Below are 26,882 nucleotides of genomic sequence, written 5' to 3' on the forward strand. Positions count from 1 at the left end.
AGCGGCACGCAACTACGCAAACTTCCACACAACAGAGGACAGAAAACCAATGACCACGCGCATCGAGACGGACTCGCTCGGGGACGTACTTGTACCGGCCAAAGCCTATTGGGGAGCACACACGGCCCGGGCCTTGGACAACTTCACCATCAGCGGGATTCCCGTCTCCCGCCACCGGCACCTGGTTCGTGCCTTGGCGATGATCAAGAATGCTGCGGCGCAGGCCAACTGCGAACTGGGCATCCTCAGCCCCCGGGAAGCGACAGCGATCCGCGAAGCGTGCCAGGAAATCCAGGACGGACATCACCACGAACAGTTCTGTGTGGACGTCATTCAGGGCGGTGCGGGCACGAGTACGAACATGAATGCCAACGAGGTGATCGCCAACCTAGCGCTGGAAAAACTGGGCTACCGCCGCGGGGAATACCAGCACCTTCACCCCATTGATCACGTCAACCGGTGCCAATCCACCAATGACGTCTATCCAACGGCGATCAAGCTGGCACTCATTTTCGCCACCGCCGAACTCGACCACGAGTTGGGCAAACTTGCCGAATCTGCCCGCAACAAGGGTGCTGAATTCGCCGACGTCGTGAAGATGGGCAGGACCCAGCTTCAGGATGCCGTCCCGATGACCCTTGGGCAGGAGTTCGATGCCTTCGCCGCGACGCTGGAAGAAGACCGCTCCAGGCTGATGGAATCCACAGCGCTGATGCTCGAGTGCAGTCTAGGTGCCACCGCCATCGGGACCGGCATCACCGCCGAACCTGGGTATCAGGAACACGTGCTTCGGGCCCTGTCCGAGGTATCGGGCGTCCCGGTCTTTCCGGCCGCCGATCTCATCGAAGCGACGTCCGACGTGGGGTTTTTCATGCACATGTCGGGCATGCTGAAACGCACTGCCATAAAGCTCTCCAAAATCAGCAGCGACCTCCGGCTGCTGTCGAGCGGTCCACAGAACGGCTTCGGCGAGATCATCCTGCCCTCGCGTCAGGCAGGGTCGTCAATCATGCCGGGAAAGGTCAACCCTGTCATCCCGGAGGCCATGAATCAGATTGCCTTCGCGGTCGCCGGATCTGACACTACGGTAACGATGGCTGCAGACAACGGGCAACTCCAGCTCAATGCCTTCGAACCTGTCATTGCCCATGTCCTTCTCCAGAGCATTTCATGGCTCGAACAAGGATCACGCATTCTTCGTCGATACTGCATGGAGGGCATTGAAGCGAACACCGAACGCCTCTCCCTCCAGACGGCAGCCTCAGTGGGGCTTGCAACGGCCTTGATACCGGCTATCGGGTATGCCGCAGCAGCGACAGTGGCTAAGGAAGCCCTCCGGGACGGATCAACCATTCTGGACATTGTCACCCGCAGAAACCTCTTGGACCGGGACACGGCTCAGTCACTGCTTGAATCCGCCGTACTACCTGTCAGAAGTGCGGGAATGCCCGGAGTTTGACAACTTTCACTCGGTGGTTCGGGCGCCTCCGGCGCCTCGGCTGATGTAGTTGGAAAGCGTCATGGCCGTCACTGTGTCCCTGACGCCGGGAATAGCCGCGATCTGTTCCCATATCTCCTGAACCCGTTCCAGCGACCGTGCCTCGACCCGCACCAGAAGATCAAAGTCACCGCTCACGACATCACACAGAACCACTTCCGGAATCGACCGTAGTACGGAGACGACTTCCGCTCCCCGAACCCGGTCTTTCCTGTAAACCATCAGGAAAGCGGACACCGGGCGCTGGCCCGGTGGGCCGGCAATAATCGTGTACCCCTGGATATACCCTTGCCGTTCCATCCGTTCTATCCGCTGGCGCACAGCATTCCTCGAAAGAAGGACTTTGGTAGCCAGCTGTGCATGGCTCATACGAGCATTTTTCGTGAGCTCCGCAAGTATTCTCTGATCTATCTGATCAAGACTCACTCGATCCATCCCTACCCTTCACCGCGATAATCCTCCGGGCACCACCGGAACGGAACCAAACTTCAAAACCGAGAGCCTTCGAAAAATGACACTTCTGCACCAGACCGGGCCCTCACTCACGGGCGTAACCTGCATTCTGTTCGACATGGACGGAACACTCCTGGATTCAGCACCCGGCGTTACAGCAAGTGCTGCCCAGGCCTTGGCAGCTGTAGGCGCGCCAGTCCCCCCTATGGACAAACTGCGCCGACTCGTCGGTCCGCCGATGATCGAATCATTCAGAACAGTCTTAAACCTGGACGAAAAAACCGCTCAAAAGGCCCTCCAACACTACCGCAAAGCGTACGCCGATCATGGCGCTGAACAATCCAGCCCATACGCCGGGATCATGGACCTGCTTAAACACGTGCACTCGGCCGGCATTCCAATGGCTGTGGCCACTTCCAAGGTGGAAGACCAAGCAATAAGACTCGCACGGAGGTTTGGAATTGAAGGCCACTTCGTCAACGTATGCGGAGCTTCAGACGCCGAGGGAAGATCGAGCAAGGCAGACGTCATCGCCGAATTGTTGCTCCGACTCCAATCCGAAGGCGTAGACATCTCCAAACCCGCAATGGTCGGAGACCGAAGCTACGACGTTGCTGGAGCAGCCGAACATGGAATCCCCACGATATTTGCACTCTGGGGGTACGGTAAAGCCGAGGAAGCGTCACATGCGGCCGCGGTGGCCACCTCCCCTGCGGACCTGCTGCCGCTGATCTTGAACAACAGTCGTTGGTCAGTCGTCCAGCAGGACAATCCTCCCGTGCGATGAGTCCAAGAATTCAACCAACAGACATCGGCGATCCGCTCTTTGCCAGAGACTTCAGGTGAGCCGCAGATCTGACCCGTTGCCCTGGCCCCGTTGCACCTACCGCGTATGCCGATCCCCCGTCCCAACGCGACACCCAACCAGCAAAACACACACAACTAGATACGTTGGAAATCCGCGGCACTCCGATTCGCGCATGCCCCGCCCCGCAAAAATGCGCGGTGAAGGGGCGGCGGATTTTATCGGTCGACGAAACAAAAGGACTGCGCGGGGTCCATTTTCCCCGCACTTGAGAGGCTGACCCAAAGACGCTGTTGGCGGTTTATCTTCGGCCCGCGGGGCTGACCCAGGGGCGTATGGTGCCGGTGGATGTGAACGACGTCGCTCCCGGTTGCAAGATGCCCTGCGCCGTGCAACCGGGAGCGGACCGGACAGTCCCGCTCCGCGGCGTCAGCTCAGCCGATCTGCGACCGGAACAGCCGAGGCGAGGGTCGGCTGTGGGGGATTCCCGGGGCTAACCGGTGGTTCGCTCCGGCTGTATGCCGACGCGGACGTCGGCACCTGTCTTCGCGATCGCGAGCGCCTTGTCGAGTTCGTGCAGGAAAAACCGGGGGCCGACGAGGTCCGCAAAGGGCATCTTGTTCCAATTGAGGGACATGAAATCCACGGCGGTGGCCAGGTCGTCGGCCGTGTAGTTGTGCACGCCGACGATCGACTTCAGCCCCCGGATGATGGCCTCGGGGTCGATCCCGACCTCCGGGCCGGGCGAAACGCTTCCCACCAGCACGGCGATCCCGCCGATGCCCAGCGAGTCGATGGCGGACTTGACGGCGGCCGGGGCGCCGGAGGCCTCGAAGACCACCAGCGGGTCACCCAGTTCCGCCGCCACGAGGGCGTCCGCGGCGTCGCCGGCCATCGGGTCAAGGGCAAGCACGGCCCCGAACTTCAGTGCCATGGCGCGGCGTTCCGGTGCGGGGTCCAGCGCCACCACCTTCGCTCCTGCAGCCACCGCCATGGCGATGATGCTCAGGCCCACCATTCCCGCGCCGGAGACGACGACCGTCGCCCCGGCGATCGGGCCACGTCCGGTGGCGGCGCGCAGGGCCGCCGCGGCGGTCGCGGTGGCGCAGGAAACCGGCGCCAGGATGGCGGCGGGAATCCCCTCGGGAACCCGGGTGATTCCGGAGCCGGCCTTCACGTGCACGTGGGTGGCAAAGCCCCCGTTGAGTTCCCATCCCCGGCCGATGCGCTCGTGCCCGTACTTCAGGATCTTCTCGCACTTCTGCGGAAGGCCCCGGTTGCAGGTGCCGCAATCCCCGCAGCTGACGGTGACGGTCCAGACGACCCTGTCGCCGACCGCCAGCGATGTGCCGTCGTGCAGCGCGGCTTCCGGGGTCGCGGCGACCACGCGGCCGACCTGTTCATGGCCCAGCACCAGGGGAGGTGCGGCGCTTCTGTGGCCCGAGGTCGTGTGGATGTCGGATCCGCAGATCGTCGCATACTCGACCTCCACGAGGGCGTCGCCCGCGTTGAAGTGGATCTGCGGTACGGCGACTGTTTCGTGGGGGAGACCCGGTCCCTTCCACGCCATGGCGATGGGCGTCGGGGCGAACCTGAGTGTTGATGGCATGGGGTTATCGGCCTAGGGGTAGGGGGCGGCGGTAGGGGAGTGGATGTGTCGGGGTGCCGGGGAAAGGGCCTAGCGCAAGACCTTGCGCACCCACATGGCGACGCCCTCGACGGCGAGCCCGGTCACGAGGATCATCAGCACGATCGAGCTGACGAGCTGGTAGTTCGACCCCTGGCCCGCATTGAGCAGGTAGTAGCCGATGCCGCCGCCGCCGACGATGCCAAGGACGGTCGCGGCACGGATGTTGGAATCCAGCAGGTAGAAGCTGTGGCCGATGATGGCGCGGGCGCCCTGCGGCAGCGTGGCGGACACGTAGGTCTGGAAACGGGTGGCGCCGGTGGCGGTGAGCGCCTTCTGCGGACCGGTCTGCACCTCCTCGAGGGAGTCTGCGATCAGCTTGCCCAGCAGCCCCACACCGGCGAAGGCCAGGGCGATGATGCCTGCCTGGCTGCCCAGCCCGGTGATGACGATGAGCAGGATCGCCAGGATGATCTCGGGGACGCCGCGGACCATCACCAGGGCCAGACGCGAAACCGTGCGCACCGAATCGTTCGGTGCCACGTTGCGTGCGGCGAAGGATCCCAGCACCAGGGAGAAGACCAGTGACAGGATCACCGCGGCCAGGGCGATGGCCAGTGTCTTGCCCATGGCAGAGGCCATGGTCGCGAAGTCGTAGGAGCCGAAGTTTGGCGGCCAGAACTGGGCCATGATGGCCGGAAGCTTCGGCCAGACCTCGAGCAGGTCGCTCCACTTGATGTCGCAGACCCACACGCCCGCAACGGCCGCGGCGACGGCGCCCCAACCCCAGGCGAGGTTGCGCACGCGGGCCATGGTCCATGGCCTGCGCGAGTGGGCCGTCAGGGGTGCGGCGGCGCGTGCCGCACGGCGGGCCGTCGCGCGCTTGGCGGTGCTGCGCGAGGTGTCCGACGTGTGTCCCAGCAGGACCTTGCGGATGGCGCCGGAAACCAGTTCCATGGCCACGCAGAGGATGAACATCACGATCGCGATGCCGACGCCCAGCGAGTAGTTCAGCGACTTGAACGCATGGGACATTTCCAGGCCCAGGCCCACGACACCCACGTAGCCCAGGATCACCGAACCGCGGAGGTTGATGTCGTTGCGGTGCAGCACCGTGGCGATCCAAGACGGCAGCACCTGCGGCAGCACGCCGCCGATGAATTCCTGGGTCTTGGTGCCGCCGGAGGCACGGATGGCCAGCCGCGGCCCCTCGTCGATCTGCTCGATCGCATCGGCGAAGAGCTTGGAGATCATGCCGATCGAGTGCAGGCCGATGGCCAGGATGCCCGGCAGCGCGCCGATGGAGAACACCAGGATGAACACCATGGCGAAGACGACGTCGGGGATGGCGCGGGTGAAGACCGTGATGAAGCGGCCCACGGCCTGGAAGACCGGGCCGGGGGTGGTGTTTGCCGCGGCGATGTAGGCCACCGGCACGGACAGGGCGGCTGCCAGCAGCGTGCCGGTCAGCACCAGGCCCAGGGTGAGCCCCGTGAGCTCCAGCAATTCCGCCAGGGGCGGGAACTTGACGGTGCCAACGCGGGCCAGGAAGCGCTCGGCATTGGAGATGCTGCCCAGCATGTTCGAAACCGAGATCTCGGCCTTGGCCAGCGAGTAGATGGAGATGCCCACGATGGCCAGCAGGGTCAGCACCACCGCGGTGCGCTCGGGCGTGGGGCGGGGCAGGGCCCCGCTCCGGGCCGTCACGGCGGTGGGCGCCGGTGCCGGCTTCGGTGCGGGAATCCGGGTGTCGACGCTCATGAGGTGGCTGCCCCGCTGTAGGCCAGGGATGCGGCGTGCTTGGGTTCCGCGTCGGCCGTGGCGGGTGCCGCCGCGGTCGCGGGTTCGACCGAGACCTTGCCGTAGATCTCCATGACCTCCGCGCGGCCCAGGCCGGCGGTCGGCGTATCCAGGACCACGGCACCCTCGCGCAGGCCGATGATCCGGTCGGCCCAGGAGAGTGCCAGATCCACCTGGTGCAGCGAGCACAGGACCGTGAGGTTGCGTTCGCGGGCGATTTCGCGGATCAGCGACATGACCACCCTGCTCGATTCCGGATCCAGCGAGGCGACGGGTTCGTCGGCCAGCAGGATCTCGGGTTCCTGCATGAGTGCGCGGGCAATGGCGACGCGCTGCTGCTGCCCGCCGGAAAGGGTGTCGGCGCGCGCGTAGGCCCGCTCGAGCAGGCCGACCCGCTCAAGGGTTTCCAACGCCTTCACGCGCAGGCGGCGCGGGTAGGTGGCCAGGCCCAGGCGCGGACCCCTGAGCGTGGACAGCGCACCGGTCAGCACGTTTTCGAGTGCCGTCAGGGATGGAACAAGTTCGAACTGCTGGAAGACAAAGCCCACCTTGGAGCGCAGCTTGCGCATCTCCTTGCCCGAGAGCGTGGTGAGGTCCTGGCCCAGGACGTTCAGCGTGCCGCTGGTCGGTGTTTCCAACCCGTCCACGTGCCGCAGGAAGGTCGACTTCCCGGATCCCGAGAGGCCCAGCAACACCACCATTTCGCCCGGTTCTATGGCCAGGTCGACGCCCTTGAGCGCCGCCTTGTCGCCGAATACCTTGACCACGTTCGTGGCCGTGATTGCATGTCCAGACACCTTGTTCACCTGTTCCATCCCTCGATCTACTTGGTAACTACTGGCACTGCGCGGCGTTGGTGCTCTTGCAGATGTCGCGGATGGTGTTGTAGTAGGCATCGTCCACCGGCTTGGTCTCGAAGAAGACGGCCTTGAAGCCCTCGGAGTCGGCGCCCTTGATGCCGGCTGCGGCGATCTCGTCGATGGTCAGGTCCTTCATCAGGCCTGCGACCTCGGTGCGCAGTTCCTCCGGCAGGTTGTCGGAGACGACGATCGGCGCGCCCGGAACCATGGTCTGGTCGATGACCTTGACCTTGTCGCTCTTGGCGACCTCGCTGTCCTCGGCGAAGCCTGCCTCGCACTCCTTGCCCTCGCCGACCTTGGTCACGGAAACATCGTGCTTGCCGGCGAAGACCTTCTCGATGTCGGAATCCACGTTGATGCCGGCCTTGCCCAGGTTGTAGGACGGGAAGAGGTATCCGGAGGTCGAGGACGGGTCAACGAAGCAGACCTTCTTGCCCTTCATGTCGGCGATGCTCTTGATGTCGCTGTCCACCGGCACGATGGCCTGGGAGAAGTAACCCGGCTCCTGGCCTTCCGAGGTGACGATCGAGGAGACCGGGGTGATCTTGGCGCCGTTGTTGGCCGCCGTCACGTAAGTGAAGCCGGAGAAGGAGGCAACGTCGATCTTGCCGGCGATGGAGGCTTCGATGAGCGCTGCATAGTCGGTGGACTCGTGGTACTCGACGGTCTTGCCGGTTTCCTTGGCCAGGTAGTCCATCAGCGGCTGATAGTTGGTTTCGGTGTCGACGGAGTCCGGAACCACGCCGAACACCAGGGTGTTGGCGTCCTTGGCGAAGCCGGCTGCGGCCTCGGGGGTCTGTGCGTTTCCGGCGGGAGTCGCCGAGCATGCCGCCAGGGAAACGGTGGCGAGGAGTGCGAGGGTGAGGGCCGAGATCTTGGTGCGAGTAGACACGGTGCTGGTTCCTTCGGGAGTCATCATCTTGTGTGCACAGGAGCCTGTGCCGAGTGTCGACGATATTCATCAAGTTCAACCATCAACCACCAAATCGGTGAACTGCCGGTGAATGGACCCTGCATTTCTGGTGTTGGTTTTCGAGTGGGCGTTGTCCCCTTGACCTGCGTGGTGAGGCAAAAGTGTCGTGAGGCGACATGGACATGTTCGACCGAGTCTGGTGCCGGACAAGGTGGCGGCTCCCGTGTTGAGTTGACCAGACAACTCTGCACCGGTCCCGCCCTTGAAGTGGGCGTTCGAGGATTCCTGCGTGCGGATGGGATGGGCTGTCCCAAGTACTCGATTTCATCGACAACGTCATTGTCAACTTCGTAGACAACAGTGTTGACGACTGTTAGCGTGTGACGCAATGCACAATTGCCGGTGGGGGCTGGCTAATGGCAGGGCACTTTGAAACCCCGCATCGTCGCGGACTACGAAAGGAAGCTCTATGCAGTCAGAAAACCTTCGGCCTCAGGACAAGGCCACGGGAAATGTTTCCCGACGAACCATCCTCGGGGCCGGCGCGGCGGCCGCAGCCGGCATGTTGCTCACGGCCGGGGCCAGCCCGTGGTCGGCAGCGGCGGCATCCACCTACACCTGGGACGCGATCGTCGTCGGCGCCGGTGCGGCAGGGCTCGGTGCTGCCCGCAAACTTGCCGATGGCGGCAAGCAGGTATTGGTGCTCGAGGCCAGGGCCCGGACCGGTGGTCGACTGTGGACCGACCGCACCTCGCTGAGCATCCCGCATGAGCGCGGCGGGGAAATGGTCCACGGCAATGATGTCTCCACCTGGGACCTGATCCGTCAGGAGAACCTGACAACCCACCGCTGGGAAGACAAGTTCGCCAAGATCAACGTCAACGACAGCGCCTGGGGCAGCGCAAAGAACTATGAAACCTTCCATTTCCCGCAGGGCGTACCGTCCTTGCCTCCGAGGGTTCCGCGGCCGTTTGCCGGGGAGACGGCCGAGGTTTGGCTGGCGCGGCTCGGGATTCCGCGTTCGAACTACCCGATCTACTTCTGGGTGCTGGAGGGCGACTACGAGCAGTTCGACGTCCTGCCTGCGGACTTCCTCGTCGAGGAGCTCGAGTTCGTCATGGACATGCAGCGGTACTCGGGCACCATGCCGCCGGAAGCCTACGGAGACTACCGCGTCATCGGCGGGTATGACCAGGTCCTCAAGCCGCTGATGCGCGGCGTGACCATCCGAAAGTCCACCGTGGTGCACACCGTGGAATACGGCGCCGGCCGCGTCGATATCCACACCAACGCCGGTTCGTTCAGGTCCCGCGTGGTGGTCATGGCGGTGCCTGGGGGCGTGTTGAAATCGGGTGCGATCACCTTCGACCCGCCGCTGCCGCCTGCGCGTCGCGCGGCCATCGCCGGGATCAGCTACCTGTCGGTGTTCAAGGGCATCATGGAGTTTGCCGCGCCAGTTGTGCCCGCGGACGCGGCGCTCCCGCCCCGCTGGGACGTGACCGCGCTGTTCTCCGAGAATCCGCCGACCCTGTGGGACGCTTCGCGCGGCACCCCGGGGTTCGCAGGGCAACTCATTGTTACGTGGATGACCGGGGCCAAGGCCCAAGAGCTGCTCGACCTGCCGGTGGCCCAGCGGATCGAGGCCGGTCTTGAAACTGTCCAGAAGCTGGCCGGCGACCCGGGTCTGCGGCATCTGAGAGCCACGACGTACGACTGGTCCAAGGACAGTTTTGCGTTGGGTGCCTACCCCGGGCCGTTCTCGCAGACCGAGGGCCTGAGCGATCCCGTCGGCGGGGTCCTGTTCTGGGCCGGCATGATCACCAGTACCGTCCATGAATCGCGGGATTCGGGAACGGCGGCCGCCAACCTGGCGCTGACCGCCCTGCGGCGGGCCTAGCCGCAGGCGAAGCCCGCGTTGGCCGCCGCAGGGAGCGGCGGCCAACGCGGGCTTGTGCGTTCGGGCGGAATCATGCCCAAACCTTAATCAACAGCATTGTCAACATCATGGACAACTGTGTTGACGATTGTTAGGGTGTGACCCAATGCGCATTCGCCCGAGGGTGTTGGGTGATCGGCAGGCACTTTGAAACCTCGCAGCGTCGCCAATCACCGAAGGAATCCCTATGCAGCCCAAAAACCCTCAAGAAGTCGATCGCCCGCTTCGAAACGTCTCCAGGCGTACAGTGCTCGGAGCCGGTGCGGCTGCCGCCGCCGGCCTGTTGCTGACGGCCGGTGCAAGCCCGGGCGCCAGCCAGGGAAACGGCCTGGGATCACTGAACCGCATGTGGGACGCCATCGTCATCGGCGCCGGTGCCGCGGGACTCGGCGCTGCCCGCAAGCTCACCGACGCCGGCAAACAGGTCCTGGTGATCGAGGCCCGGGACCGGATCGGCGGCCGCATGTGGACCGACCGCACCTCGCTGAGCATCCCGCACGAGCGCGGGGGCGAGCTGGTCCACGGCCACAACGTTTCCACCTGGGACCTGATCCGCCAGCAGAACCTGAAGACCCATCGCTGGGAGGACAAGTTCGCCAAGGCCGATGTCAACGACAGCGTGTGGAACAGCGCCAAGAACTTTGACACCTTCCATTTCCCGCAGGGTGCTCCGACCTTCCCGGGCGAGATACCACGGCCGGTGGTCGGGGAATCGGCGGAAACCTGGTTGGCAAGGATCGGGATTCCGCGCTCGAACTACCCGATCTACTTCTGGGTCATCGAGGGGGACTCCGAGCAGTTCGACGTCCTGCCGGCGAGCAGGGTTGCCGGAGAGCTCGAGTTCGTCCTGGAGATGCAGCAGTACTCGGGTGAAATGCCGCCGGAGGAGTACGGCGACTACCGGGTCATCGGCGGGTACGACCAGGTCCTCAGGCCGTTGGTGCGCGGCCTGGAAATCCGCCACTCCAGCGTTGTCCACACCATCGAATACCGCAAGAACCGCGTCGACGTGCACACCAGCAACGGGTCGTTCAAGTCCCGCGTGGTGGTCATGGCGGTGCCCGGAGGGGTGCTGAAATCCGGTGCCATCAAGTTCGACCCGCCGCTGCCCGACACACGCCGCACGGCCATCGACGAGATCAGCTACCTGCCGGTCTTCAAGGGAATCCTGGAATTCGCCGAACCCGTGGTGCCCGCTGATCCTGCGCTCCCGCGCCGTTGGGACGTCGCCGCATTGTTCTCCGAGAACCCGCCGACCCTGTGGGATGCCTCGCTCGGCACCCCGGGATACAGGGGGCAGCTGATCGTCACCTGGATGACCGGAGGAAAGGCCCAGGATCTGCTCGACCTTCCGGTGGCCGAACGGCACCAGGCGGGACTTGAGACCGTCCGCAAGCTTGCGGGCGATCCGGGCCTGCAGCATGTGGGGGCCACGACGTATGACTGGTCCAAAGACAGGTTTGCGTTGGGCGCCTACCCGGGACCGTTCTCGCGCCGCAGCGGCCTGAGCGATCCGGTCGGCGGCGTGCTGTTCTGGGCCGGCATGACGACCAGCACCATTCACAGCTCGCGCGATTCGGGAACCAAGGCCGCAACGTTGGCCCTGACTGCTTTGCGTTAGGGATTGCTCCACGGAGGGGGGGCGTTGCCGCCACGGCAACGCCCCCCGCTGCGCATTATCGAATGGCTATTTTGCGCTCGGCAGGACGGGAGTCGGTTGGAGATGGCGGTGCGTTGGCAGGTGCAAAGGCCAGAATGACAAGCGCCGCTCCGATGATGGCCAATCCGGTCCAGCCCACGGGGCTGAGGGTTTCACCGACGACCGCCACCGCGAGGATCGCGGCGACCGCCGGCTCGCTCAGGGTGATGGTGGTTGCGGTGCTGGCGCCCAGACGGGCCAGACCGTAGCCGAAAAGCACGTAGCCCAGGAACATCGGGACCAGTGCCATGTAGGCAGCCACGGCAAACGCCTGGGTGCTGGCGACCAGCGGTGCACCGGTCAGCATGAGCACCGGGAGGAGCAGGACGCCTCCGGCACCGAACACCGCACCCATCGAGGCGGGGCGCCCGACGCCTCGGTCCATGAGGCGCCGGGCGCACCACGAATAGCAGGCATAGGTGGCGCCGGCGACAAGCCCGAGGGCCATGCCGGCGAGGGTGTTGCCTGCGTCATCGGGTCCGTCGGCCATCTTGGACAGGCACAGCAACACGCTGCCGATGATGCCGAGTCCGGCGGCAACCATCCACCACCGGCCGAGCGGGGTGCGTTGCACGAACCATTCCAGCACCCCGGAAGCCAGCGGGGCCGAGGCTAGCGACACGACGGTGCCCAGTGCCACCCCGGCCAGGTGCATCGAGCTGTAGAACGCCAGGGGATAGATCGCCACCGACACGGCGCCCACTGCGACTAGGGGCAGGTTGGCGCGCAGGCGACCGCGGTTGGCCAGCATTGCGGGAATAGCGATGAGTGCCTGCAGGATGCCGCCGATTCCGAGTGCCGCGGCTCCGATCGCCAGCGGGCCGGCATCGGGTGCGAACGTCGCTGCGGTTCCCGTGGTGCCCCACAGGATCGAGGTGATGGTGATCGCCCCGATGGCGAGCAGCCTCCCGCGGCTCATGCCGTGTCCTCCAACTCGGCATCCACCAGTGCGGCGGCGATGGTCCTGGCGCGAACCAGACGGTCGGATGTTCCTTCCAGTCCGGCTCGGGCCACGGCCCCTTCGAGCAGGAATGACAGTTCCTCGGCGAGGTCCGCGGCCAGTTCGGCGTCGAGGGCCCCGGTCAGCGACTCGGTCAGGATCGACTCGACCTGTTCCTTGTGTTCCCGCACCGCCGCCCGCCCGGGAGCGCCGGCGGGCAGCTCGGCCGCGGCGTTGAGCAGCCCGCACCCGCGGAACCCGTGGGAGTAGGCTGCCTCGGCGTGGTCGATGTAGGCGTCGAACACCGCCAGCACCCGGTCACGGGCCGTCCGCGCCTCGGCCGCGCGCAGCCTGTGCAGATCCAGCCATTCCTGGTGCCGCTCGGTGAGATAGGTGAGCACCAGCTCGTCCTTGGACGCGAAGTTGTTGTACAGGCTCTTCTTCGCCACGCCCGCCTGCTCGGTGATCGCGTCGATGCCGGTCGCCGCAATCCCGTGCGCGTAGAACAAGTCCGCCGCAGCCTTCAGCAGCCGATCCCTTGCCGGACGTTGCCGGCCCACAATTTCACCCATCACATTACAACTCTCGGTAGGTAGACCAGTCTACCTACCTGATCGCTGTTAGCCGCATTTAGGTCGCAGCTTTGCCAATCCATTTTTCGATGTCCCGAGCGTTTCGAGGGATCAAAATGGAAAGGTTTTCGGCGCCTTCAGCCGTCACTAAGATATTGTCTTCAATCCGGACTCCGATTCCTCGTAGTTCCTCCGGTACGGTGAGATCATCCGCCTGGAAATAGAGTCCCGGCTCGATGGTAAACACCATGCCGGGCTCGAGGAAACCTTCGAGATACATTTCGCGGCGTGCCTGAGCGCAGTCATGCACGTCGAGACCGAGGTGATGGCTTGTTCCGTGAATCATGTACCTGCGGTGTTGCTGGTTCTCCACCTTCAAGGCTTCCTCGGCGCAGACAGGCAACAGGCCCCATTCTGCAGTTCGGCGTGCAATGACTGTCATCGCTGCTTCGTGTATATCGCGGAATCTAATGCCAGGTCGAACGACGGCCAAAGCCGCATCCGCCGCTTCAAGCACAGCTTCGTAGACCTTTAGCTGGGCAGGCGAAAACTTCCCGTTCGCGGGAAACGTTCTGGTGATATCGGCAGTGTAATAGCTGTCCATTTCCACGCCGGCGTCGAGGAGCACGAGGTCGCCATCGGCAACCGGGCCGTCGTTACGGGTCCAGTGCAGGACGCATGCGTGTGCGCCGGCTGCGGCAATGGTGTTGTAACCGGTGGTATTGCCTTCGGCGCGTGCGCGGCAATTGAAGACTCCCTCGATGATCCGCTCTCCCCGGGCATGGCTACGGATACGGGGCATGTCGGCTAGGACATCAGCGAACCCTAGCCTTGTGGCGGCGATCGCTGCCCGTAGCTGTTCCACCTCGTAGGAATCCTTGATGAGCCGAAGCTCTGAAAGATCCCGGGCGAATTGCGCATCATGTTCCAACGCGTCTGGATGCCGGGCACCGAGTTTGATCGTCAGCGCGGGATCCGCCTCGATGAGGGTGAGCATTTGGTACCCCGCAGATGCTCCGTCTACCGAGGCCCGCTCGAGGACGGTGTCCAGTTCTGCGATTCCGCGGGTCTCGATGCCAAGATCTGCTGCGACTTGGGCGAGTGAGGGCCGCTGCCCGATCCAGAACTCGCCAATTGCGGGGTTCGAGTAGAACTCCGTGGACTCACGTCCCGCACGCTCATGAAAGTAGAGCACTACATCATGGCCATGGCTTGTCGGTTCGAAAACCAGAACCGAACCGGGCTCCGAATCACTGCCCCAACCCGTGAGCCATGCAAAAGCGGAGTGTGCACGGAAAGCGTAGTCCATGTCATTCGAGCGTGGCTTGAGCTTGCCGGCAGCCACGACGAGGCGAACACCAGGATAACGCCCGGAAACACGTGCACGTCTCGCTGCGGCGAATGCCGCCTGCTCCCGTGGACGCGGCAGCGCCATCGCTTGTTCGGCCCAGTTGCCGCCGATGTAAGACTTGAAGCTTTCGGAGCCCGGTGTGGTTGAACGGTTTGATGTGGGGCTGCTCGTAGTCGAAATGGCTGCTTCCGTTGAGGTCATTCGGTACACCTTCCAAGGGGTTTTTAAGTAAGTGGTGGGTTCGTTTTGACGAAACGGAGGGTAGCCGGGGCCTCCGGCACCTGGCTACCCTCCGTTCTGTTATTTGTCCGGCGCTGTCACAGGTCCGGCGACAGCCATGGCGCTGTCCAAGGCCAACCTATTCAAGGCCGTATCGGCCGATGCCTTCGTAGAGTCGAGGGGACCGATACTTCATCCACAATGCCCTGGACACCCCGAGGCCAAGTACAACGAGGTTGATTCCGGGAAGGATCCAGTTGATCGCTCCTGTCTGCGCGGTGTAGAACTCCATGTTCGCCAACACCAGGTAGACAACGACGGCAAGTGCTAGGGCCGATATCGCCGGCGCAACATACGTGACCCATGCCGACAGGCCCCGCCGGTCCTTTAGGAAAAAGGAAATTATGGCGATTGCGGTTAGGCACTCCATGGCCGGGATGCTCACGGCTACTGGCACGCTGCCAAGCACGAAGAGGTCCAGATAGGGGTCTAGACCTGCCACGATGCAAAGGATGATCAAGACAAGCGTGAATATGGCGTGGGTGAGGCTGGCAACCCATGGTGCGTTGGTGCGCTGGGAACGACGGGCGAACACGGCCGGAAGCACACGATCACGCGCAAGCGCATGAAGGTATCGCGTCGTAGCGTTGTGGAAGGCACTAATGGAGGCAAACCAGCTGCATACAACAAGGATCGTGATGAGATTCGCGAACCAGTCGCCAACATAATTTCGGGCGGCGATGGCGAACATTTCGGTGGGCGTAGCGTTTGCGACGTCCACAACAGTCGCACCGAACGCCTGAACAATTGACCAGGCGACAAACGATTGCAATAGTGCGATGACAGCTATCGACCCGAACGTTGCACGTCGAAGGGTGCGGACAGGGTGCTTCGCCTCCTCGCGGAATAACGCGGTGGCTTCGAATCCCGCGAAGGCGGCGAAGACGAAGAGGAGAACCACTCCAATTTGCCCCTGTGCAATAGTGCTTGGGCTCAATGCAGCCAACGAAAGTCCTGTGGCTCCACCTTGGAAGGTAACCGCCAAACCCAGGACACCCAAGACCGTCACCTCAGCGATCATGAAGAAGCCCAACACCCGCATATTGAGCTCAACGTTGAGTTGTCCCAAAATACCCATGACCACAACTCCGCCGATTGCCCATACAGGCCACGGCACAGTTACCCCAAAAAGCGACTGGGTCATCTGCTCAGCAAACACAGAGAATGGGCCAACTGCTCCCGCTGATACGAGTGCGTATGCGAGGGCGGCGACGAATGCCACCCCGATTCCGAGGGGACGTCCGAGGCCGGCTGAAATGTAGGAGAAAAGAGCGCCCGCGTTTGGGACGAATCGGGTCATGGCTACATACCCCACTGCGAACAACGCAAGGAATCCTCCTGCAACGAGGAACATTGCAGCGGTACCAATTCCGCCGCGACCGATAGCCAACGGAATGGACCCGACAGCGAAGCCAAGGGGCGCGGCGGCGGCGATCACGAAGAACACAATGTGTCGGGCGCTCAGCGTTCCCGAGGGCTTGCTCTTCATCTCTCCTCTATTTGGTGCGGTCGCAACATTCGCGGGTCGGTCAGTCATAGCATTGCCTTTCAATATGGGCTACACAATGGGATTGTTGGTGAGACTTATGGGTGTTTCTTGCTGTTTCCGGGATGAACCACGGTTATAGGGGAGTGCCAAATCCGCCGCCGCCACCGGTAAGGACCTTTAATTCGTCTCCGGCTTCAAGCCATAACCCATTGACCTTGAGGAGATCCGAGCGCTGAACGCTTCCGTTGATCTCCACTCGAGGCGCTTTTCCGGCAGATCCACCTGCTAGACCCCATGCGGGCGTGACGGAACGGTCTAGCCAAAGGAACAGCTGTGTCGCTTCCTCGAATCGGTAGCTGCGTACGATACCGTTTCCGCCTCGGTGCCCACCTGCGCCGCCGGATCCTTGACGTATCGAGTATTGGGTCACGGTGATGGGGTACCGGGATTCCAGCGCTTCGACCGGGGTGTTCCGGAAGCTTCCGTTGAGAACATTGATCAGGCCGTCTGATCCGTTGGCTCGGTTGGATGCCCCCCACCCGCCGGCGTGGGCTTCGACGCAGAGGTAGTCTGTCCCTCGCAGGTCCTTTCCGGCAAAATAGGTGATCATTGAGTCGCCGAACTGCGCAGCGGTTACCCGTTCGGGCAAGACCTCCGAGAAGGCACTGATGAAGAGGTCAACGAGAAGTCCCAGGGTGGTGTAGTACCAGCCGCAGGGCGCTGGCTCTTCCGCGTGGTGAACGGATCCCGGGCGCGTGAGAACCTCCACGTTTCGGAAACATCCACCGTCAAATGAGCGTTCCTGTGCGAACAGCAGCTTATAGGCGACGCGGACGGCGGCGACCGCCTGGGCCCGTCCGCAGTTGATCGGGCCGACAGTCGAGTCCGGGCTTTCCGTCAGATCAACGGTGAGTTTGTCCCCGGTGACGGTGATCTTGATCGGAATCTTGACGGGATGGCCAAGGACGATGCCGTCGTTGTCCATGAATCCGCTGCCGGTGTAGACACCGTCGGGTATTGAGCTGACGGTGTCCCGGTCGGATTCCTCGCTCTGGCGGAAGATCTCGTCGCGTGCGCTTTCTACGGCTTCGATGCTGAAACGGTTCAGGATCTCAAGCATGCGCCGCTGGCCGATCCGGCATGATGCGATCATGGCGTTGATATCGCCGACGATGAGCTCTCCGCTCCGGCTGTTGCGCCGGATGATGTCAATGATGTCGTGGTTCGGCCCGTGCGCGGTGTGGATCTTTACGGGGCTGAGCAGGAGGCCTTCCTGGTAGATCTCGGTCGTTTCGGTTCCGCCACCGGGATCTTTGCCGCCAACATCGGTCACGTCACCCCGGACGGCAACGTATCCCACGATTTTGCCTTCTATATGGACGGGCGCAAACAAGGTGACGTCGTTGACATGGGTGCCCTGGATGTAAGGGTCGTTCAAGATGACAACATCGCCCTCGTCGAGCCAGTCGGTCCCGCCCCGACGTCGGATCGTCTCTTTGATCGCTTCGTCAAGGTTTCCCAGGAAGAGCGGCAGGCCGCTGGATTGGCCCAGGACGTCGGCATTGCGGTCGAGGATGGCGACGGCCGCGTCCTCATTTTCGTAAAGAAGCGGCTGGAAGGCAGAACGCACCAGTGTTGCGTGCATGTCCTCTGCTGCTGAAAGGAAAAGGTTTCGGACGATCTCGGTCGTCACTACGTCGGTGCTCATTGGCCGACCTTTCTGAGAATCATTGTGCCGAAGGTCCCGCGTACTGCCTGCCACGACGGTGGGACCAGAGTTGTTGAACCGTCTTCCTGGATGACTGCCGGTCCGGTGACGGCGGTAGTGCCGAGGTCATTGCGTTGTACGACCCGTGCCTCGTGATCCACGCCGTCAAAACGTACCTTTCGGACCGATTCCTCGGGGAGGATGGAACCTGACACTGACGATTCGGCCGGGGCCGAACTGACGCGTCCAACGGCAGCAATCCGGAGGTTGACGAATTCGACCTGCGACTGCGGCATTGAATGCCCGTACCGCCGTCGGTAAGCGTCATGGAAGAGCGCAACGAAATCCTCGTGTTCCTTGATGCCCACGGATATTGCGTGTTCCTGACCGACATAGCGCATGTCGGCTGCCAGCTCGAATGACTGGTCTGCGGCGGGTACGCGCTCCGCGTCTAGCAGTGCCGAACCCTGGGCCCGCAGCTTCTGACTTGTCTCATGGAATGTCTGAAGGGTCTCAGGATGATTGGCAAGGCCCGCAAGCGGTGCAGAGACATCGTGCCGGATATCGGCGTGGAGCATCCCCCAGGCGGAAAGCACACCCGTCGCGAACGGGACGATCACTTCCCGAATACCGAGTTCGTCCGCGAGGGCAGCCCCGTGGAGAGGACCTGCACCGCCGAATGCGACAAGCGAGAAATCGCGGGCATCAATGCCCCTGCGCATGGTGAGCGTCCGGATGGCGTTTGCCATCATGCCGTTGGCGACCGCGATAATGCCTCCGGCCGTGGTTTCCATGTCGATTTCGAGGGATTTTCCCAGCCGAGCGAGCGCCATTTCGGCAGCATCACGGCTGAGCTGCATCCTGCCCCCGAGGAACCCACCCGGATCGATGCGGCCAAGGGCAACCTGGGCGTCGGTGACAGTTGGTTCCATTCCTCCCTGCCCGTAGCATGCCGGTCCGGGATCGGACCCTGCACTCTTCGGACCAACACGAAGGCCGCCTGCTTCTGCCCGTGCGATTGATCCGCCGCCTGCTCCGATGGTGTGCAGTTCGACCACGGGCATGCGCATGATTTGATCCGCAATTTCACCCTCTGTTGCAAGCGTCATCCTGCCATCAACCACCAAGCTCACATCAGAAGAGGTCCCTCCCATGTCGATGGCGATCAAGTTTGGCCGGTCCAGGGAACGTGCGATGGTTTCAGCTGCAACAACTCCGCCGGCGGGCCCACTGAGGATCGTCTGGATCGGCTGGCGTGCTACGAGCTTCGCGGAGCAAATGCCGCCGCTCGATCGCATGACCTGGAGGGGAGCCGTGCATTTTCGTTCGTCTAGTTCAACGCTGAGTGTGGAGAGGTAGCGGTCCACCGTTCGCGCAACGTACGCGGTAGCCAACGTAGTCGAAGTACGTTCGAATTCACCTTGCTCCGGCGCGACTTCGTGGGAGAGCACAATGGAGGCTTCGGGTACCAGTTCGGCGAGTCGTTCGCGCAAGCGGATTTCATTGGCCGGGTTCCGGTGTGCATGGAGGAACGAGACCGCGACGCTGGTGATGCGCTCGTCAAGCAGCCATCGCGCAACCCGCTGGATATCATCTTCCTGCAATGTGCGTTCTACCGACCCGTCGTACCGGGTCCGCTCATCGACAGTCACGATGTCCTGAACATTGACGAGCGGTTTCGTGCGCTCAGGATTCAGGTTCCAGATGTCTTTGTTTCCGCCTCGCCCCAGAATCGGAATGTCCTGGAATCCGACCGTGGTGATGAGGGCTACGCGCTCACCGGTGCGGGAAAGAAGCGCGTTCAGGCCCGCGGTTGTCCCGTGAACCAAAAACTTGATGTCAGCTGTGATGCCAAGCTCATCCAAGCCCTTGAGCATCCCGAGGCTGGGGTTTGCTGGCGTGCTGAGCACCTTGTGCAGCAGGGTGGTTCCATCGCGTCTATCCTGCACCACGATGTCGGTGAAGGTTCCACCGATATCCACGCCGACTCTTAAGTTTTTTTTCATTGTGAATCCTCTACATTTTGATTAAGTCCGGCTGAAATTTGGCCGTCAATGGAACTGTGTGAATGGGCCCGGATCGTTTCGTCGTGTACTCATGAATCTCGGAGATTTCGGCTTCGCCGAGTGATCCATCAGGATGATTCAACATGGGGGTAAGGTCTGCGACGTCGAGGGCGCGATGCGGGTTGTCAACCCACGCTTGGTAGGCCGCTCCGGACTCCCATACAGCACTGACGACAACAGAATCCCGATAAGGCAGATGTACTCGGATCTCGGTTGCCAAGCACCCCGGTTGGGCAAGGGATCTCGCGAGGATGCCGCGGCTAGCGTAGAAATCCAAGACGTCCTGAACGCGTCCATGGAGGGGCTTCAGAGTGAGCTGTGTCCTGATCAAGAGTTCTTTCCGTTCTTGTGTCTCGATATCCCGCATCCCAGGCGCGGGACGCACGAGTCTTGCTTCTTCGTCGGCCAATGAAACTGAAGGGCCATTCGGCGCCTCGACTTCCAGAAATGGGCCCATCGGTTCATGTCTTGACAGCGGCTACCAATTGACAGATCCATCCAGGGCTCCAGTTGAAACTTCAGACCCACTGTGATGTGGCCAACATTTGTTACTCAATGAGCGTTCCATCGAATGAAATATCTGTCAAGCGATAGGTATTATTGATTTTGGGAAGATCTTGAGTCCGGTTCGTGGATTTTTCGCGACGAAAGCGTCGTCACATGTGCTCGGCAAGCGCAAAGTGGGATGGTCCGGCTGAATGCGAGCATTTCAAGGAGGCCGAGTGTCAGGATGGCGGAACGGTAAGCGGGGGCAAGGAAAACCAGATGTCGTGAGGACGTACTTTGCTGAAGGCGCAAGCCCTCCGGATAGACGGATCCGATTCGCGACTATGGGCTTGTGGCGGTGGCTTGTTGCAGGAACCGCAGCGAACGGGTTGCGTCGGAGCACTGTCCATCTCAGGCATGAACCTGTGCAAAACGTGGACTGTGAGCGATCATTTTTGACCGCGCATTCAATGCTGAGTGGATGGAACCGGTTCAACGTGCCGTCGCTGTTGCAGCGTTTGGGGGCGACTCTACTTGCTGCCCTTTTGTGAATGGATGCATGGTTGACCGCTATGCTCGGCCCCAACTTGCCTCGCTAATCGGGGGTATTGGCAATTGCCCCAGCAGTGCATCTGCGGCTTGGCGCTTTCGACTTTCGGTGGGGGGGCGAGTTTGGCAATTTATTGCGCCGCACATCAGGCGTTGTCCCTAACCTTGGCTATTTGCGGCAGTGGTCAAAAGACGGTCTGATAGGTGGATCGTCGCTGAAACTCACATGAAAGGATAGGGGCATGTCTAACGAAGAAAGACCCGTACGCTCCGGGCGTCCACGCAGCGTCCCCAATTCCAATCTGAAGCAATCTCCACGCGAGCAAATTCTCGACGCTGCCGCGGAACTCTTCGTAGAAAACGGATTCAAAGCCACAACGACGCGTGCAATCGCGGAGCGGGTTGGCATACGCCAAGCGTCGCTCTACTACCACTTCAATGACAAGGAAGAAATACTTGCAGAACTCCTGGGAGCTTCCATACGGCCAACTGCCGAAGCTGTGCGCCGCGTCGAGGCCCTAGTTGATTCCTCGGAAAGCGCGGCCAGCGCTCTATACGCTTTGGTCCGTTTTGACGTTGAGACTTTGATCAAGACCACGCACAACATCGCCATACTCTGGTTGCTTCCCGAAATGCAGAATGAACGCTACGACAACTTCCGTTTCGAGCGACAGGAGCTTCTGCAGGCATATGGACGTCTGGGCGCGGCAGCAGCATCGAATGAAGTATCGACGACAGTCTCGGAGGAGCAGCTGGGCGCGATCATGGTTCACATGACGGAGTTGATCGCCCAGCTGCGCCGAGCCGGCGAATTGGATGCCAGCTTCGCGGACGTCATCGCAGCCACGTGTTTACGCGTATGTGGTTTAGATGCGGCCAGCATTGAGCTCGCAGTCGCCGATTCAAAACGCCTGCTCGTGTGAGCGTTGAGGTCTGCATAAAGGCTCCAAGCCTCTGTTGCCCTTTCGATGCAAGTCAAGCTGGTCTTTGAGGACGTTGTTGATGGATTCGATGACTTGCCTCAAGGACTTGAATACCGGGTACCTGACCGGGGCTTCTCGCCCTTTCGCGCCGGCCGCATCCACGGTTTCCTCGAAGTCGGCACCGCAGTTCCTGTCTGGGGCGCACCGGCTGATGGCCGACTGCCATCATCGCAGTTCCTGCCCCCGATTTATGGCCCACGCATCGTCAGTGCCGACATCGTCGTCCCGCGCCAGAGTGCCCATGAGCCAGGTCGTCGTCGGACACGGCATGCTCAGGCGTTTGCTGTATTCCGACTGGCCGGGTCGGTATGGCAACTTAGTCTCGAATTGTTTCCGTGTGTGGTGCACCCAGTGGGCCTCGGAAACGAAGCCCAACAATTCCTGCATCAACGACAGCGTCCGAAATCCATGGACGGATCCCGACCCGCGGCCTGTGCGGAACCCGTTCTCGATGGGCCTTCAGCAAGTCGTCCGCTGCGGCGTGGTGAGGCTGTGGCAAGGGTGTCCAGATTGGCTTCTCGGTCGACCTCCAAAAGTCTGACGTTGAGTTGAATGGATAGGCTGGACCTGAAACCCTTGCCGGCACTCTCACACCTTTGAATTATTCTCTACGACGCTGGGTATCCCGCTGGCCAGGCCTGGCCCTTGTCGAAGCGTGCCCCTGCCGGATTGGCCTGCATCAGCGTAAAGACCAGGACGGCCACGAACCCGACAAGCGGCACGAGGACGAGCAGGGACAGCCAGCCGCTGAGGTTGGCATCGTGGAGGCGGCGCACCGCCAGCGCCCAAGTGGGGATGAGTGTGGCAAGACTGTAGAGGTTCACCAGCAACTCCACGAGTGCGGCGCCCGGGGGCATCTCGGCGGAAGCCGGATCGACGTCCAATGCGCCGCTCATGATCATGGCGACCACCGCGACGATCCCGACCAGGGCGTTGAACAGCGCGACCCACCAGTACTCGCTGAGGCTGGCGCGGCCGCTGAAGGTCGCATACTTCCTGAAGTACCGCTTGACGGCTTCACCAAAGGTGGCGCCGTAACGGGGCAGATGCAGGCTGTCTGGTGCGGCCGGAGCGTAGGGGTTCCCGGGCGGGTAGGCGGGGTATGACATGGTGCGCGTTCCTCCATCGAAGTGATCTTTTGTCATTTTAGTTGACCCGCAACCCGGGCATCGTCAGTGCGGTGCCACATGTGGCGCAGCTGGCAACGCCTCTCCCGGGCGGCCGTGTCGCCGCGTGCCTCGGGCGAGGTGGCAGCAAAACGCAGCGGGAGGTCCCGGCCCATGGCCGGAACCTCCCGCTGTGCGTTAGGAGCTAGGCGCCCAGCTCGTGGGTGCGATCCTGGATGTGCCACGGGGAACCGTAGCCGGCCGGGGCCTCGGTGCCGAGCAGGTCGAGGAAGGGCTTGGCGTCGAAGGCTTCCGGGCCCAGCACGCCCGCGCCGGCCCACACGCCGGTGGCCAACAGTTCCAGGGCGATGACCGGGTTCAGCGCGGTCTGCCAGACCACTGCCTGCGAGTTGTCGCGGGCCATCGTCTCCTCGTTGTCGGCCACGTGGTAGAGGTAGACGCGCCTGGGCGCCCCGGCCTTGTCCCTGCCGGTGACCAGCAGGCCGGCGCAGGTCTTGCCCTTCATCAGGTGGCCCAGCTGTGCCGGATCCGGCAGCACCGCGGCAACGACGTCGCGCGGGGAAACCATCTGGCCCTTGACGTTGACGGGCTCGGTGGAATCCAGGCCGAGCATGTGCAGGGTCTTGAGCACGGAGATGAACTCCTCGCCCAGCCCGTACTTGAAGTTGACCTTCTTTGCATCGATCCAGCGCGGCATCAGCAGCACCTCCTCGTGCTCGACGTTCACGCACTCGACCGGCCCGATGCCCTCCGGGAAGTCGAAGACCTCCGGCTCGCTGAACGGGGCGGTGGTGAACCAGCCGCGGTCGGCCTCGTACATCACCGGCGGGTTCAGGCATTCCTCGATGGTGGTCCAGATGGAGAACGACGGGGCGAAGTCGTGGCCCTCGACGGTCAGGTTGGCGCCGTCGCGCACGCCGAGCTCGTCGATCTCGCTGAACAGCTCGTCCGCCGCGTAGCGGGCAAAGACGTCGGAGAGGCCAGGCTCGACGCCGATGCCGCACAGCGCAAGCACGCCGCGTGCCTCGAGGTCTTCGTGCGCCTTGAACTGCTCGTCCCCGAGCTTCACGCCGGTGAGCTCGTGCGGGGTTTGGGGGTGCGGGGTGGACAGGCTCATGGCCATGTCCAGGTAGGTGGCCCCGGCAGTGGTGACGCCGGTGAAGATCGGCATCACGAAGCGCGGGTCGACCGCGTTCAGCGTGTGGGTGATGCCGTTCTCGCGCACCAGTGCCTCGACGGCTGCGGCGTCGGAGGCATCGACCTGAGCCGCCTTGAAGCGGGGGTCCGCCAGTTCCGCGATGAGCTTCTCCGGTCGGGTCGGATCGTAGTCGGCGATCAGGCAGGAGGTGAAGAAGTCGCGGCGCTTGGCGATGCGGGCTGCTGCCGCGCCGACTCCGCCGGCTCCGATAATGAGGATCTGCACGATTGTGGCCTTTCTGATGGCGGTGTTGCGGTGTTCTCATCCGGCGGCGTCGCCGGATCGGGGGAGTGCGTGCGGGCCCACTTGTTCGGGCACGTGGTTATTCGGGGGCGAGGATCTCGGAGTCCTTGTTGATGGTTTCCCGGCGGAAGAACGGCTTGGACTCGGGGAAGATGGACCACACGAACATTGCGACGAGCCCGAGGGCCAGCGAGCCGATGCCGATCACGAAGGTGGAGCCGATCCCGCCGATGGTCGCGTACCCGTAGTCCGGGTCCGCCATGTCGACGGCCGACTGGACGAACGCCCAGGCCATGAACACCCCGCCGAGCAGCGGGAAGAGGAAACGGTAGAAGAAGTTGCGTGCGGAAGCGAACAGCGACGTGCGGAAGTACCAGATGCAGGCGAAGGAGGCGATGCCGTAGAACAGCGCGATGGCCAGGCCGATCGAGAGGATCGAGTCCTGCATCAGGTTGTTGCTGACCATGCTCATGCCCACGAAGTAGGCGATGGAGATGATGCCCATCAGCAGCGTGGAGAACGTCGGGGTCTGCGACTTCTCGCTGACCTTGGCGAAGCGTGCCGGCAGCGCCTTGTAGATGCCCATGGCGAAGGTGCCGCGGGCCGTGGGAAGGATGGTGGTCTGCGAGGAGGACAGCGCGGAGACCGCCACCGCGATGATCAGGAACCAGCCCAGCGGGCCCATGGCCTGGGATGCCAGTCCGTAGAAGACGTCGTCCGCGTTCTCCGGGTTGGCCAGGCCGGTGCCTTCTTCCCCGATTCCCGCGTACATCATCACGGCGAGGGTGATGCCGACGTAGGTGACAAGCAGCAGGAGGGTGGACAGCAGTGCCGCGCGCCCGGGGGTCTTCTTCGGGTCCTTGGTTTCCTCGGTCAGTGCCAGGCAGGTGTCCCAGCCCCAGTAGATGAACAGGGCGAGCATGACTGCCTGGACCATGCCGGACGTATCGGCGAGCATCGGGTTGAACCAGTCCAGGGAAACCGGGGTGGCGTCCGGTGCGTTGCCGGAGAAGTAGCCGATCAGGCAGCCGATGACAAAGGCGGCCATGGCCGCGTACTGGATGACCAGCAGCACCGCCTGCACCTTCTCGCCGAGTTCCACGCCGCGCATCGACACGTAGGTCATGGCGGCGATGGTCGCGGCGCCGAGCCCGACGACCACGGCCCGGTTGTCGACGAGTGATCCGTCGCCGACCAGGTGGAGGATGTAGATGGCGGTGATTTCGGCAAGGTTTGCCATGACGAAGATGCCGGCGACGGCCAGCGCCCAACCGGAGAACCAGCCGGTGCGCGGACCGAAGGCCTTGGCGGCCCAGGTGAAGACGGTGCCGCAGTCGGGCAGTGCGCTGTTGAGCTCGCGGTAGGCGAAGGCCGTGAACATCATCGGCACGAAGGCGATGATGAAGGCGATGGGCGCCTGGGCGCCGACTGCAAGCACCACATAGCCCAGGGTTGCCGCGATCGAGAAGAGCGGTGCGGTGGAGGCCAGCCCGATGACCGTGGAGCCGGCAATGCCGAGCTTGCCCGTGGCAAGGCCCTTGCCCTGGGCCGCCTCGATGGTTGGTTGCCCTGCAGGTCTCTGCGTTGTGGTTTGCATTCGGACCCCTCCGCGATGGTGTGATCCACCCCACGGGCGGCTGTGACCTAAAACCTACCATCTGGTTGGTAGGTGCGCAAAGGGACCCGGAGCACTGTCGTTGCGGACGTGTTTTGTTACCGGGTCAGGCCCTCGGCTCGGCCGTTTCCCGGAGTCTTTCCACTAGGCCCAACATGTCGGTGGCCGTCGAAGCATCAAGGAATGTTTCACTGGTTTCATCCACGCTGAGCAACACGTTGTGGTTGATGCCGTCGCCGGCAAAGAGCACCAGCTTGGCCAGCGCGGCGTCGCCCAGGGCCAGCAACAGCGCCTCGTACCAGCCCTTGCGGCAGACGCGCAGCAGCTCAAGCGCCGCCTCATCGCCGGTTTGGGCCAACCTGTGCACGGCCTCGATCAGCCGCTCAAGCAGGCTGTCGCGGCTCAGGGATGAGACGAGGTAGTAGTTTGCCGCGTTCGGCAAGTCCGCCAGCATCCGGTTTGCGTCTTCCGCGGCCTGGGCTTCGAGCTCGATAAAGATTGCCTGCCGCAGTGCGCCCATCGAGGAAAAGTGGTGCAGCACCCCGGCCTTGGAAAGCTGGCAGGCAGAGCTGACCGCTTCGAGGGTGGCGGCACGGATCCCCTGGTGTACGAGCAGGTTCAGGTACGCGGTGAGAATGTTCTCCCGCTTTCCTTGTTGGGTCAGCATGCGACAATCCTACTCAGG

At 62.7% G+C, this 26,882-nt stretch carries 21 protein-coding genes; 5 read left to right on the plus strand and 16 right to left on the minus strand.

Annotated features, from left to right (window positions below; genetic code table 11):
* The first annotated feature begins 49 nt into the window (after positions 1-49).
* Positions 50-1,459, plus strand: a complete 1,410-nt coding sequence (locus ACIQLF_RS02175) for an aspartate ammonia-lyase (RefSeq protein WP_400293950.1) — start codon at positions 50-52, stop codon at positions 1,457-1,459.
* Positions 1,460-1,465: 6 nt separating this feature from the next.
* Here ACIQLF_RS02175 and ACIQLF_RS02180 read toward each other — a convergent pair whose 3' ends face one another.
* Positions 1,466-1,933 carry an Lrp/AsnC family transcriptional regulator gene (locus tag ACIQLF_RS02180; RefSeq protein WP_400293951.1) on the minus strand — a complete coding sequence of 156 codons (468 nt, stop codon included), beginning with the start codon at positions 1,931-1,933 and terminating at the stop codon, positions 1,466-1,468.
* Positions 1,934-2,009: 76 nt separating this feature from the next.
* Here ACIQLF_RS02180 and ACIQLF_RS02185 point away from each other — a divergent pair, with 76 nt between their 5' ends.
* The gene (locus tag ACIQLF_RS02185; RefSeq protein WP_400293952.1) at positions 2,010-2,738 is read left to right on the plus strand and encodes an HAD hydrolase-like protein; all 729 of its coding nucleotides are present in this window, start codon (positions 2,010-2,012) and stop codon (positions 2,736-2,738) included.
* A gap of 511 nt (positions 2,739-3,249) precedes the next feature.
* Here the strand turns inward: ACIQLF_RS02185 and ACIQLF_RS02190 are convergent.
* The 4 genes from ACIQLF_RS02190 to ACIQLF_RS02205 form a co-directional block, all read right to left on the minus strand.
* Positions 3,250-4,365 carry an alcohol dehydrogenase catalytic domain-containing protein gene (locus ACIQLF_RS02190; protein ID WP_400293953.1) on the minus strand — a complete coding sequence of 372 codons (1,116 nt, stop codon included), beginning with the start codon at positions 4,363-4,365 and terminating at the stop codon, positions 3,250-3,252.
* Between the two features lie 69 nt (positions 4,366-4,434).
* Positions 4,435-6,144 carry a PhnE/PtxC family ABC transporter permease gene (locus ACIQLF_RS02195; RefSeq protein ID WP_400293954.1) on the minus strand — a complete coding sequence of 570 codons (1,710 nt, stop codon included), beginning with the start codon at positions 6,142-6,144 and terminating at the stop codon, positions 4,435-4,437.
* On the minus strand, positions 6,141-6,989 hold the full coding sequence (gene phnC / locus ACIQLF_RS02200; protein WP_400293955.1) for a phosphonate ABC transporter ATP-binding protein: 849 nt from the start codon (positions 6,987-6,989) through the stop codon (positions 6,141-6,143). The genes ACIQLF_RS02195 and phnC overlap by 4 nt, the downstream gene beginning before the upstream one ends.
* A 28-nt stretch (positions 6,990-7,017) precedes the next feature.
* Positions 7,018-7,935: a phosphate/phosphite/phosphonate ABC transporter substrate-binding protein gene (locus ACIQLF_RS02205; RefSeq protein ID WP_400293956.1), complete on the minus strand. Its 918-nt coding sequence runs from the start codon at positions 7,933-7,935 to the stop codon at positions 7,018-7,020.
* A 490-nt stretch (positions 7,936-8,425) separates the two neighbouring features.
* On the opposite strand from ACIQLF_RS02205, the gene ACIQLF_RS02210 reads away from it, so the two are divergent.
* Both ACIQLF_RS02210 and ACIQLF_RS02215 read left to right on the plus strand, forming a co-directional pair.
* Positions 8,426-9,853 (plus strand): flavin monoamine oxidase family protein, encoded by a 1,428-nt coding sequence (locus ACIQLF_RS02210; protein WP_400293957.1) that lies wholly within the window; start codon positions 8,426-8,428, stop codon positions 9,851-9,853.
* Between the two features lie 226 nt (positions 9,854-10,079).
* Entirely contained in the window at positions 10,080-11,513 is a 1,434-nt protein-coding gene (locus ACIQLF_RS02215; RefSeq protein WP_400293958.1) for a flavin monoamine oxidase family protein, read from the plus strand.
* Positions 11,514-11,568: 55 nt separating this feature from the next.
* On the opposite strand, the gene ACIQLF_RS02220 is transcribed toward ACIQLF_RS02215, so the two are convergent.
* From ACIQLF_RS02220 to ACIQLF_RS02250, 7 genes are all read right to left on the minus strand, one after another.
* Positions 11,569-12,510 (minus strand): DMT family transporter, encoded by a 942-nt coding sequence (locus ACIQLF_RS02220; protein ID WP_400293959.1) that lies wholly within the window; start codon positions 12,508-12,510, stop codon positions 11,569-11,571.
* A complete protein-coding gene (locus tag ACIQLF_RS02225) occupies positions 12,507-13,103 on the minus strand; it encodes a TetR/AcrR family transcriptional regulator (RefSeq protein ID WP_400295007.1) in 597 nt (198 codons plus the stop codon). The genes ACIQLF_RS02220 and ACIQLF_RS02225 overlap by 4 nt, the downstream gene beginning before the upstream one ends.
* A gap of 58 nt (positions 13,104-13,161) precedes the next feature.
* Positions 13,162-14,655 (minus strand): aminopeptidase P family protein, encoded by a 1,494-nt coding sequence (locus ACIQLF_RS02230; RefSeq protein WP_400293960.1) that lies wholly within the window; start codon positions 14,653-14,655, stop codon positions 13,162-13,164.
* Between the two features lie 157 nt (positions 14,656-14,812).
* Positions 14,813-16,222 (minus strand): APC family permease, encoded by a 1,410-nt coding sequence (locus ACIQLF_RS02235; protein ID WP_400293961.1) that lies wholly within the window; start codon positions 16,220-16,222, stop codon positions 14,813-14,815.
* 133 nt (positions 16,223-16,355) lie between these two features.
* Positions 16,356-17,930 carry a hydantoinase B/oxoprolinase family protein gene (locus tag ACIQLF_RS02240; RefSeq protein WP_400293962.1) on the minus strand — a complete coding sequence of 525 codons (1,575 nt, stop codon included), beginning with the start codon at positions 17,928-17,930 and terminating at the stop codon, positions 16,356-16,358.
* The gene (locus ACIQLF_RS02245) at positions 17,927-19,936 is read right to left on the minus strand and encodes a hydantoinase/oxoprolinase family protein (RefSeq protein ID WP_400293963.1); all 2,010 of its coding nucleotides are present in this window, start codon (positions 19,934-19,936) and stop codon (positions 17,927-17,929) included. Before ACIQLF_RS02245 ends, ACIQLF_RS02240 begins: the two co-directional genes overlap by 4 nt.
* Positions 19,937-19,946: 10 nt before the next feature.
* Entirely contained in the window at positions 19,947-20,453 is a 507-nt protein-coding gene (locus tag ACIQLF_RS02250) for an antibiotic biosynthesis monooxygenase family protein (protein ID WP_400293964.1), read from the minus strand.
* A gap of 820 nt (positions 20,454-21,273) precedes the next feature.
* Between ACIQLF_RS02250 and ACIQLF_RS02255 the strand changes: the two genes are divergently transcribed.
* On the plus strand, positions 21,274-21,954 hold the full coding sequence (locus tag ACIQLF_RS02255) for a TetR/AcrR family transcriptional regulator (RefSeq protein ID WP_400293965.1): 681 nt from the start codon (positions 21,274-21,276) through the stop codon (positions 21,952-21,954).
* Positions 21,955-22,622: 668 nt separating this feature from the next.
* Here the strand turns inward: ACIQLF_RS02255 and ACIQLF_RS02260 are convergent.
* From ACIQLF_RS02260 to ACIQLF_RS02275, 4 genes are all read right to left on the minus strand, one after another.
* On the minus strand, positions 22,623-23,123 hold the full coding sequence (locus tag ACIQLF_RS02260; RefSeq protein ID WP_400293966.1) for a DUF805 domain-containing protein: 501 nt from the start codon (positions 23,121-23,123) through the stop codon (positions 22,623-22,625).
* 202 nt (positions 23,124-23,325) lie between these two features.
* A complete protein-coding gene (locus tag ACIQLF_RS02265; RefSeq protein ID WP_400293967.1) occupies positions 23,326-24,564 on the minus strand; it encodes a saccharopine dehydrogenase family protein in 1,239 nt (412 codons plus the stop codon).
* Positions 24,565-24,661: 97 nt separating this feature from the next.
* Positions 24,662-26,179, minus strand: coding sequence for an APC family permease (locus ACIQLF_RS02270; RefSeq protein WP_400293968.1), 1,518 nt, complete (start codon positions 26,177-26,179; stop codon positions 24,662-24,664).
* 124 nt (positions 26,180-26,303) lie between these two features.
* The gene (locus ACIQLF_RS02275; RefSeq protein ID WP_400293969.1) at positions 26,304-26,864 is read right to left on the minus strand and encodes a TetR/AcrR family transcriptional regulator; all 561 of its coding nucleotides are present in this window, start codon (positions 26,862-26,864) and stop codon (positions 26,304-26,306) included.
* Positions 26,865-26,882: the final 18 nt, after the last annotated feature.

It is taken from the genome of Paeniglutamicibacter sp. NPDC091659 (genome assembly GCF_044756805.1).
Lineage (GTDB): Bacteria > Actinomycetota > Actinomycetes > Actinomycetales > Micrococcaceae > Paeniglutamicibacter.

Excerpts from the sequence above, each read along its gene's own strand:
- ACIQLF_RS02195 (WP_400293954.1), bottom strand. The coding sequence starts at position 6,144 with ATGAGCGTCGACACCCGGATTCCCGCACCGAAGCCGGCACCGGCGCCC.
- ACIQLF_RS02175 (WP_400293950.1), top strand. The coding sequence starts at position 50 with ATGACCACGCGCATCGAGACGGACTCGCTCGGGGACGTACTTGTACCG.
- ACIQLF_RS02255 (WP_400293965.1), top strand. The coding sequence starts at position 21,274 with ATGTCTAACGAAGAAAGACCCGTACGCTCCGGGCGTCCACGCAGCGTC.
- ACIQLF_RS02250 (WP_400293964.1), bottom strand. The coding sequence starts at position 20,453 with ATGGGCCCATTTCTGGAAGTCGAGGCGCCGAATGGCCCTTCAGTTTCA.
- ACIQLF_RS02185 (WP_400293952.1), top strand. The coding sequence starts at position 2,010 with ATGACACTTCTGCACCAGACCGGGCCCTCACTCACGGGCGTAACCTGC.
- ACIQLF_RS02235 (WP_400293961.1), bottom strand. The coding sequence starts at position 16,222 with ATGAAGAGCAAGCCCTCGGGAACGCTGAGCGCCCGACACATTGTGTTC.
- ACIQLF_RS02270 (WP_400293968.1), bottom strand. The coding sequence starts at position 26,179 with ATGCAAACCACAACGCAGAGACCTGCAGGGCAACCAACCATCGAGGCG.
- ACIQLF_RS02215 (WP_400293958.1), top strand. The coding sequence starts at position 10,080 with ATGCAGCCCAAAAACCCTCAAGAAGTCGATCGCCCGCTTCGAAACGTC.
- ACIQLF_RS02275 (WP_400293969.1), bottom strand. The coding sequence starts at position 26,864 with ATGCTGACCCAACAAGGAAAGCGGGAGAACATTCTCACCGCGTACCTG.
- ACIQLF_RS02220 (WP_400293959.1), bottom strand. The coding sequence starts at position 12,510 with ATGAGCCGCGGGAGGCTGCTCGCCATCGGGGCGATCACCATCACCTCG.
- ACIQLF_RS02240 (WP_400293962.1), bottom strand. The coding sequence starts at position 17,930 with ATGAGCACCGACGTAGTGACGACCGAGATCGTCCGAAACCTTTTCCTT.
- ACIQLF_RS02180 (WP_400293951.1), bottom strand. The coding sequence starts at position 1,933 with ATGGATCGAGTGAGTCTTGATCAGATAGATCAGAGAATACTTGCGGAG.
- ACIQLF_RS02260 (WP_400293966.1), bottom strand. The coding sequence starts at position 23,123 with ATGTCATACCCCGCCTACCCGCCCGGGAACCCCTACGCTCCGGCCGCA.
- ACIQLF_RS02210 (WP_400293957.1), top strand. The coding sequence starts at position 8,426 with ATGCAGTCAGAAAACCTTCGGCCTCAGGACAAGGCCACGGGAAATGTT.
- ACIQLF_RS02245 (WP_400293963.1), bottom strand. The coding sequence starts at position 19,936 with ATGAAAAAAAACTTAAGAGTCGGCGTGGATATCGGTGGAACCTTCACC.
- ACIQLF_RS02230 (WP_400293960.1), bottom strand. The coding sequence starts at position 14,655 with ATGACCTCAACGGAAGCAGCCATTTCGACTACGAGCAGCCCCACATCA.
- ACIQLF_RS02225 (WP_400295007.1), bottom strand. The coding sequence starts at position 13,103 with ATGGGTGAAATTGTGGGCCGGCAACGTCCGGCAAGGGATCGGCTGCTG.
- ACIQLF_RS02190 (WP_400293953.1), bottom strand. The coding sequence starts at position 4,365 with ATGCCATCAACACTCAGGTTCGCCCCGACGCCCATCGCCATGGCGTGG.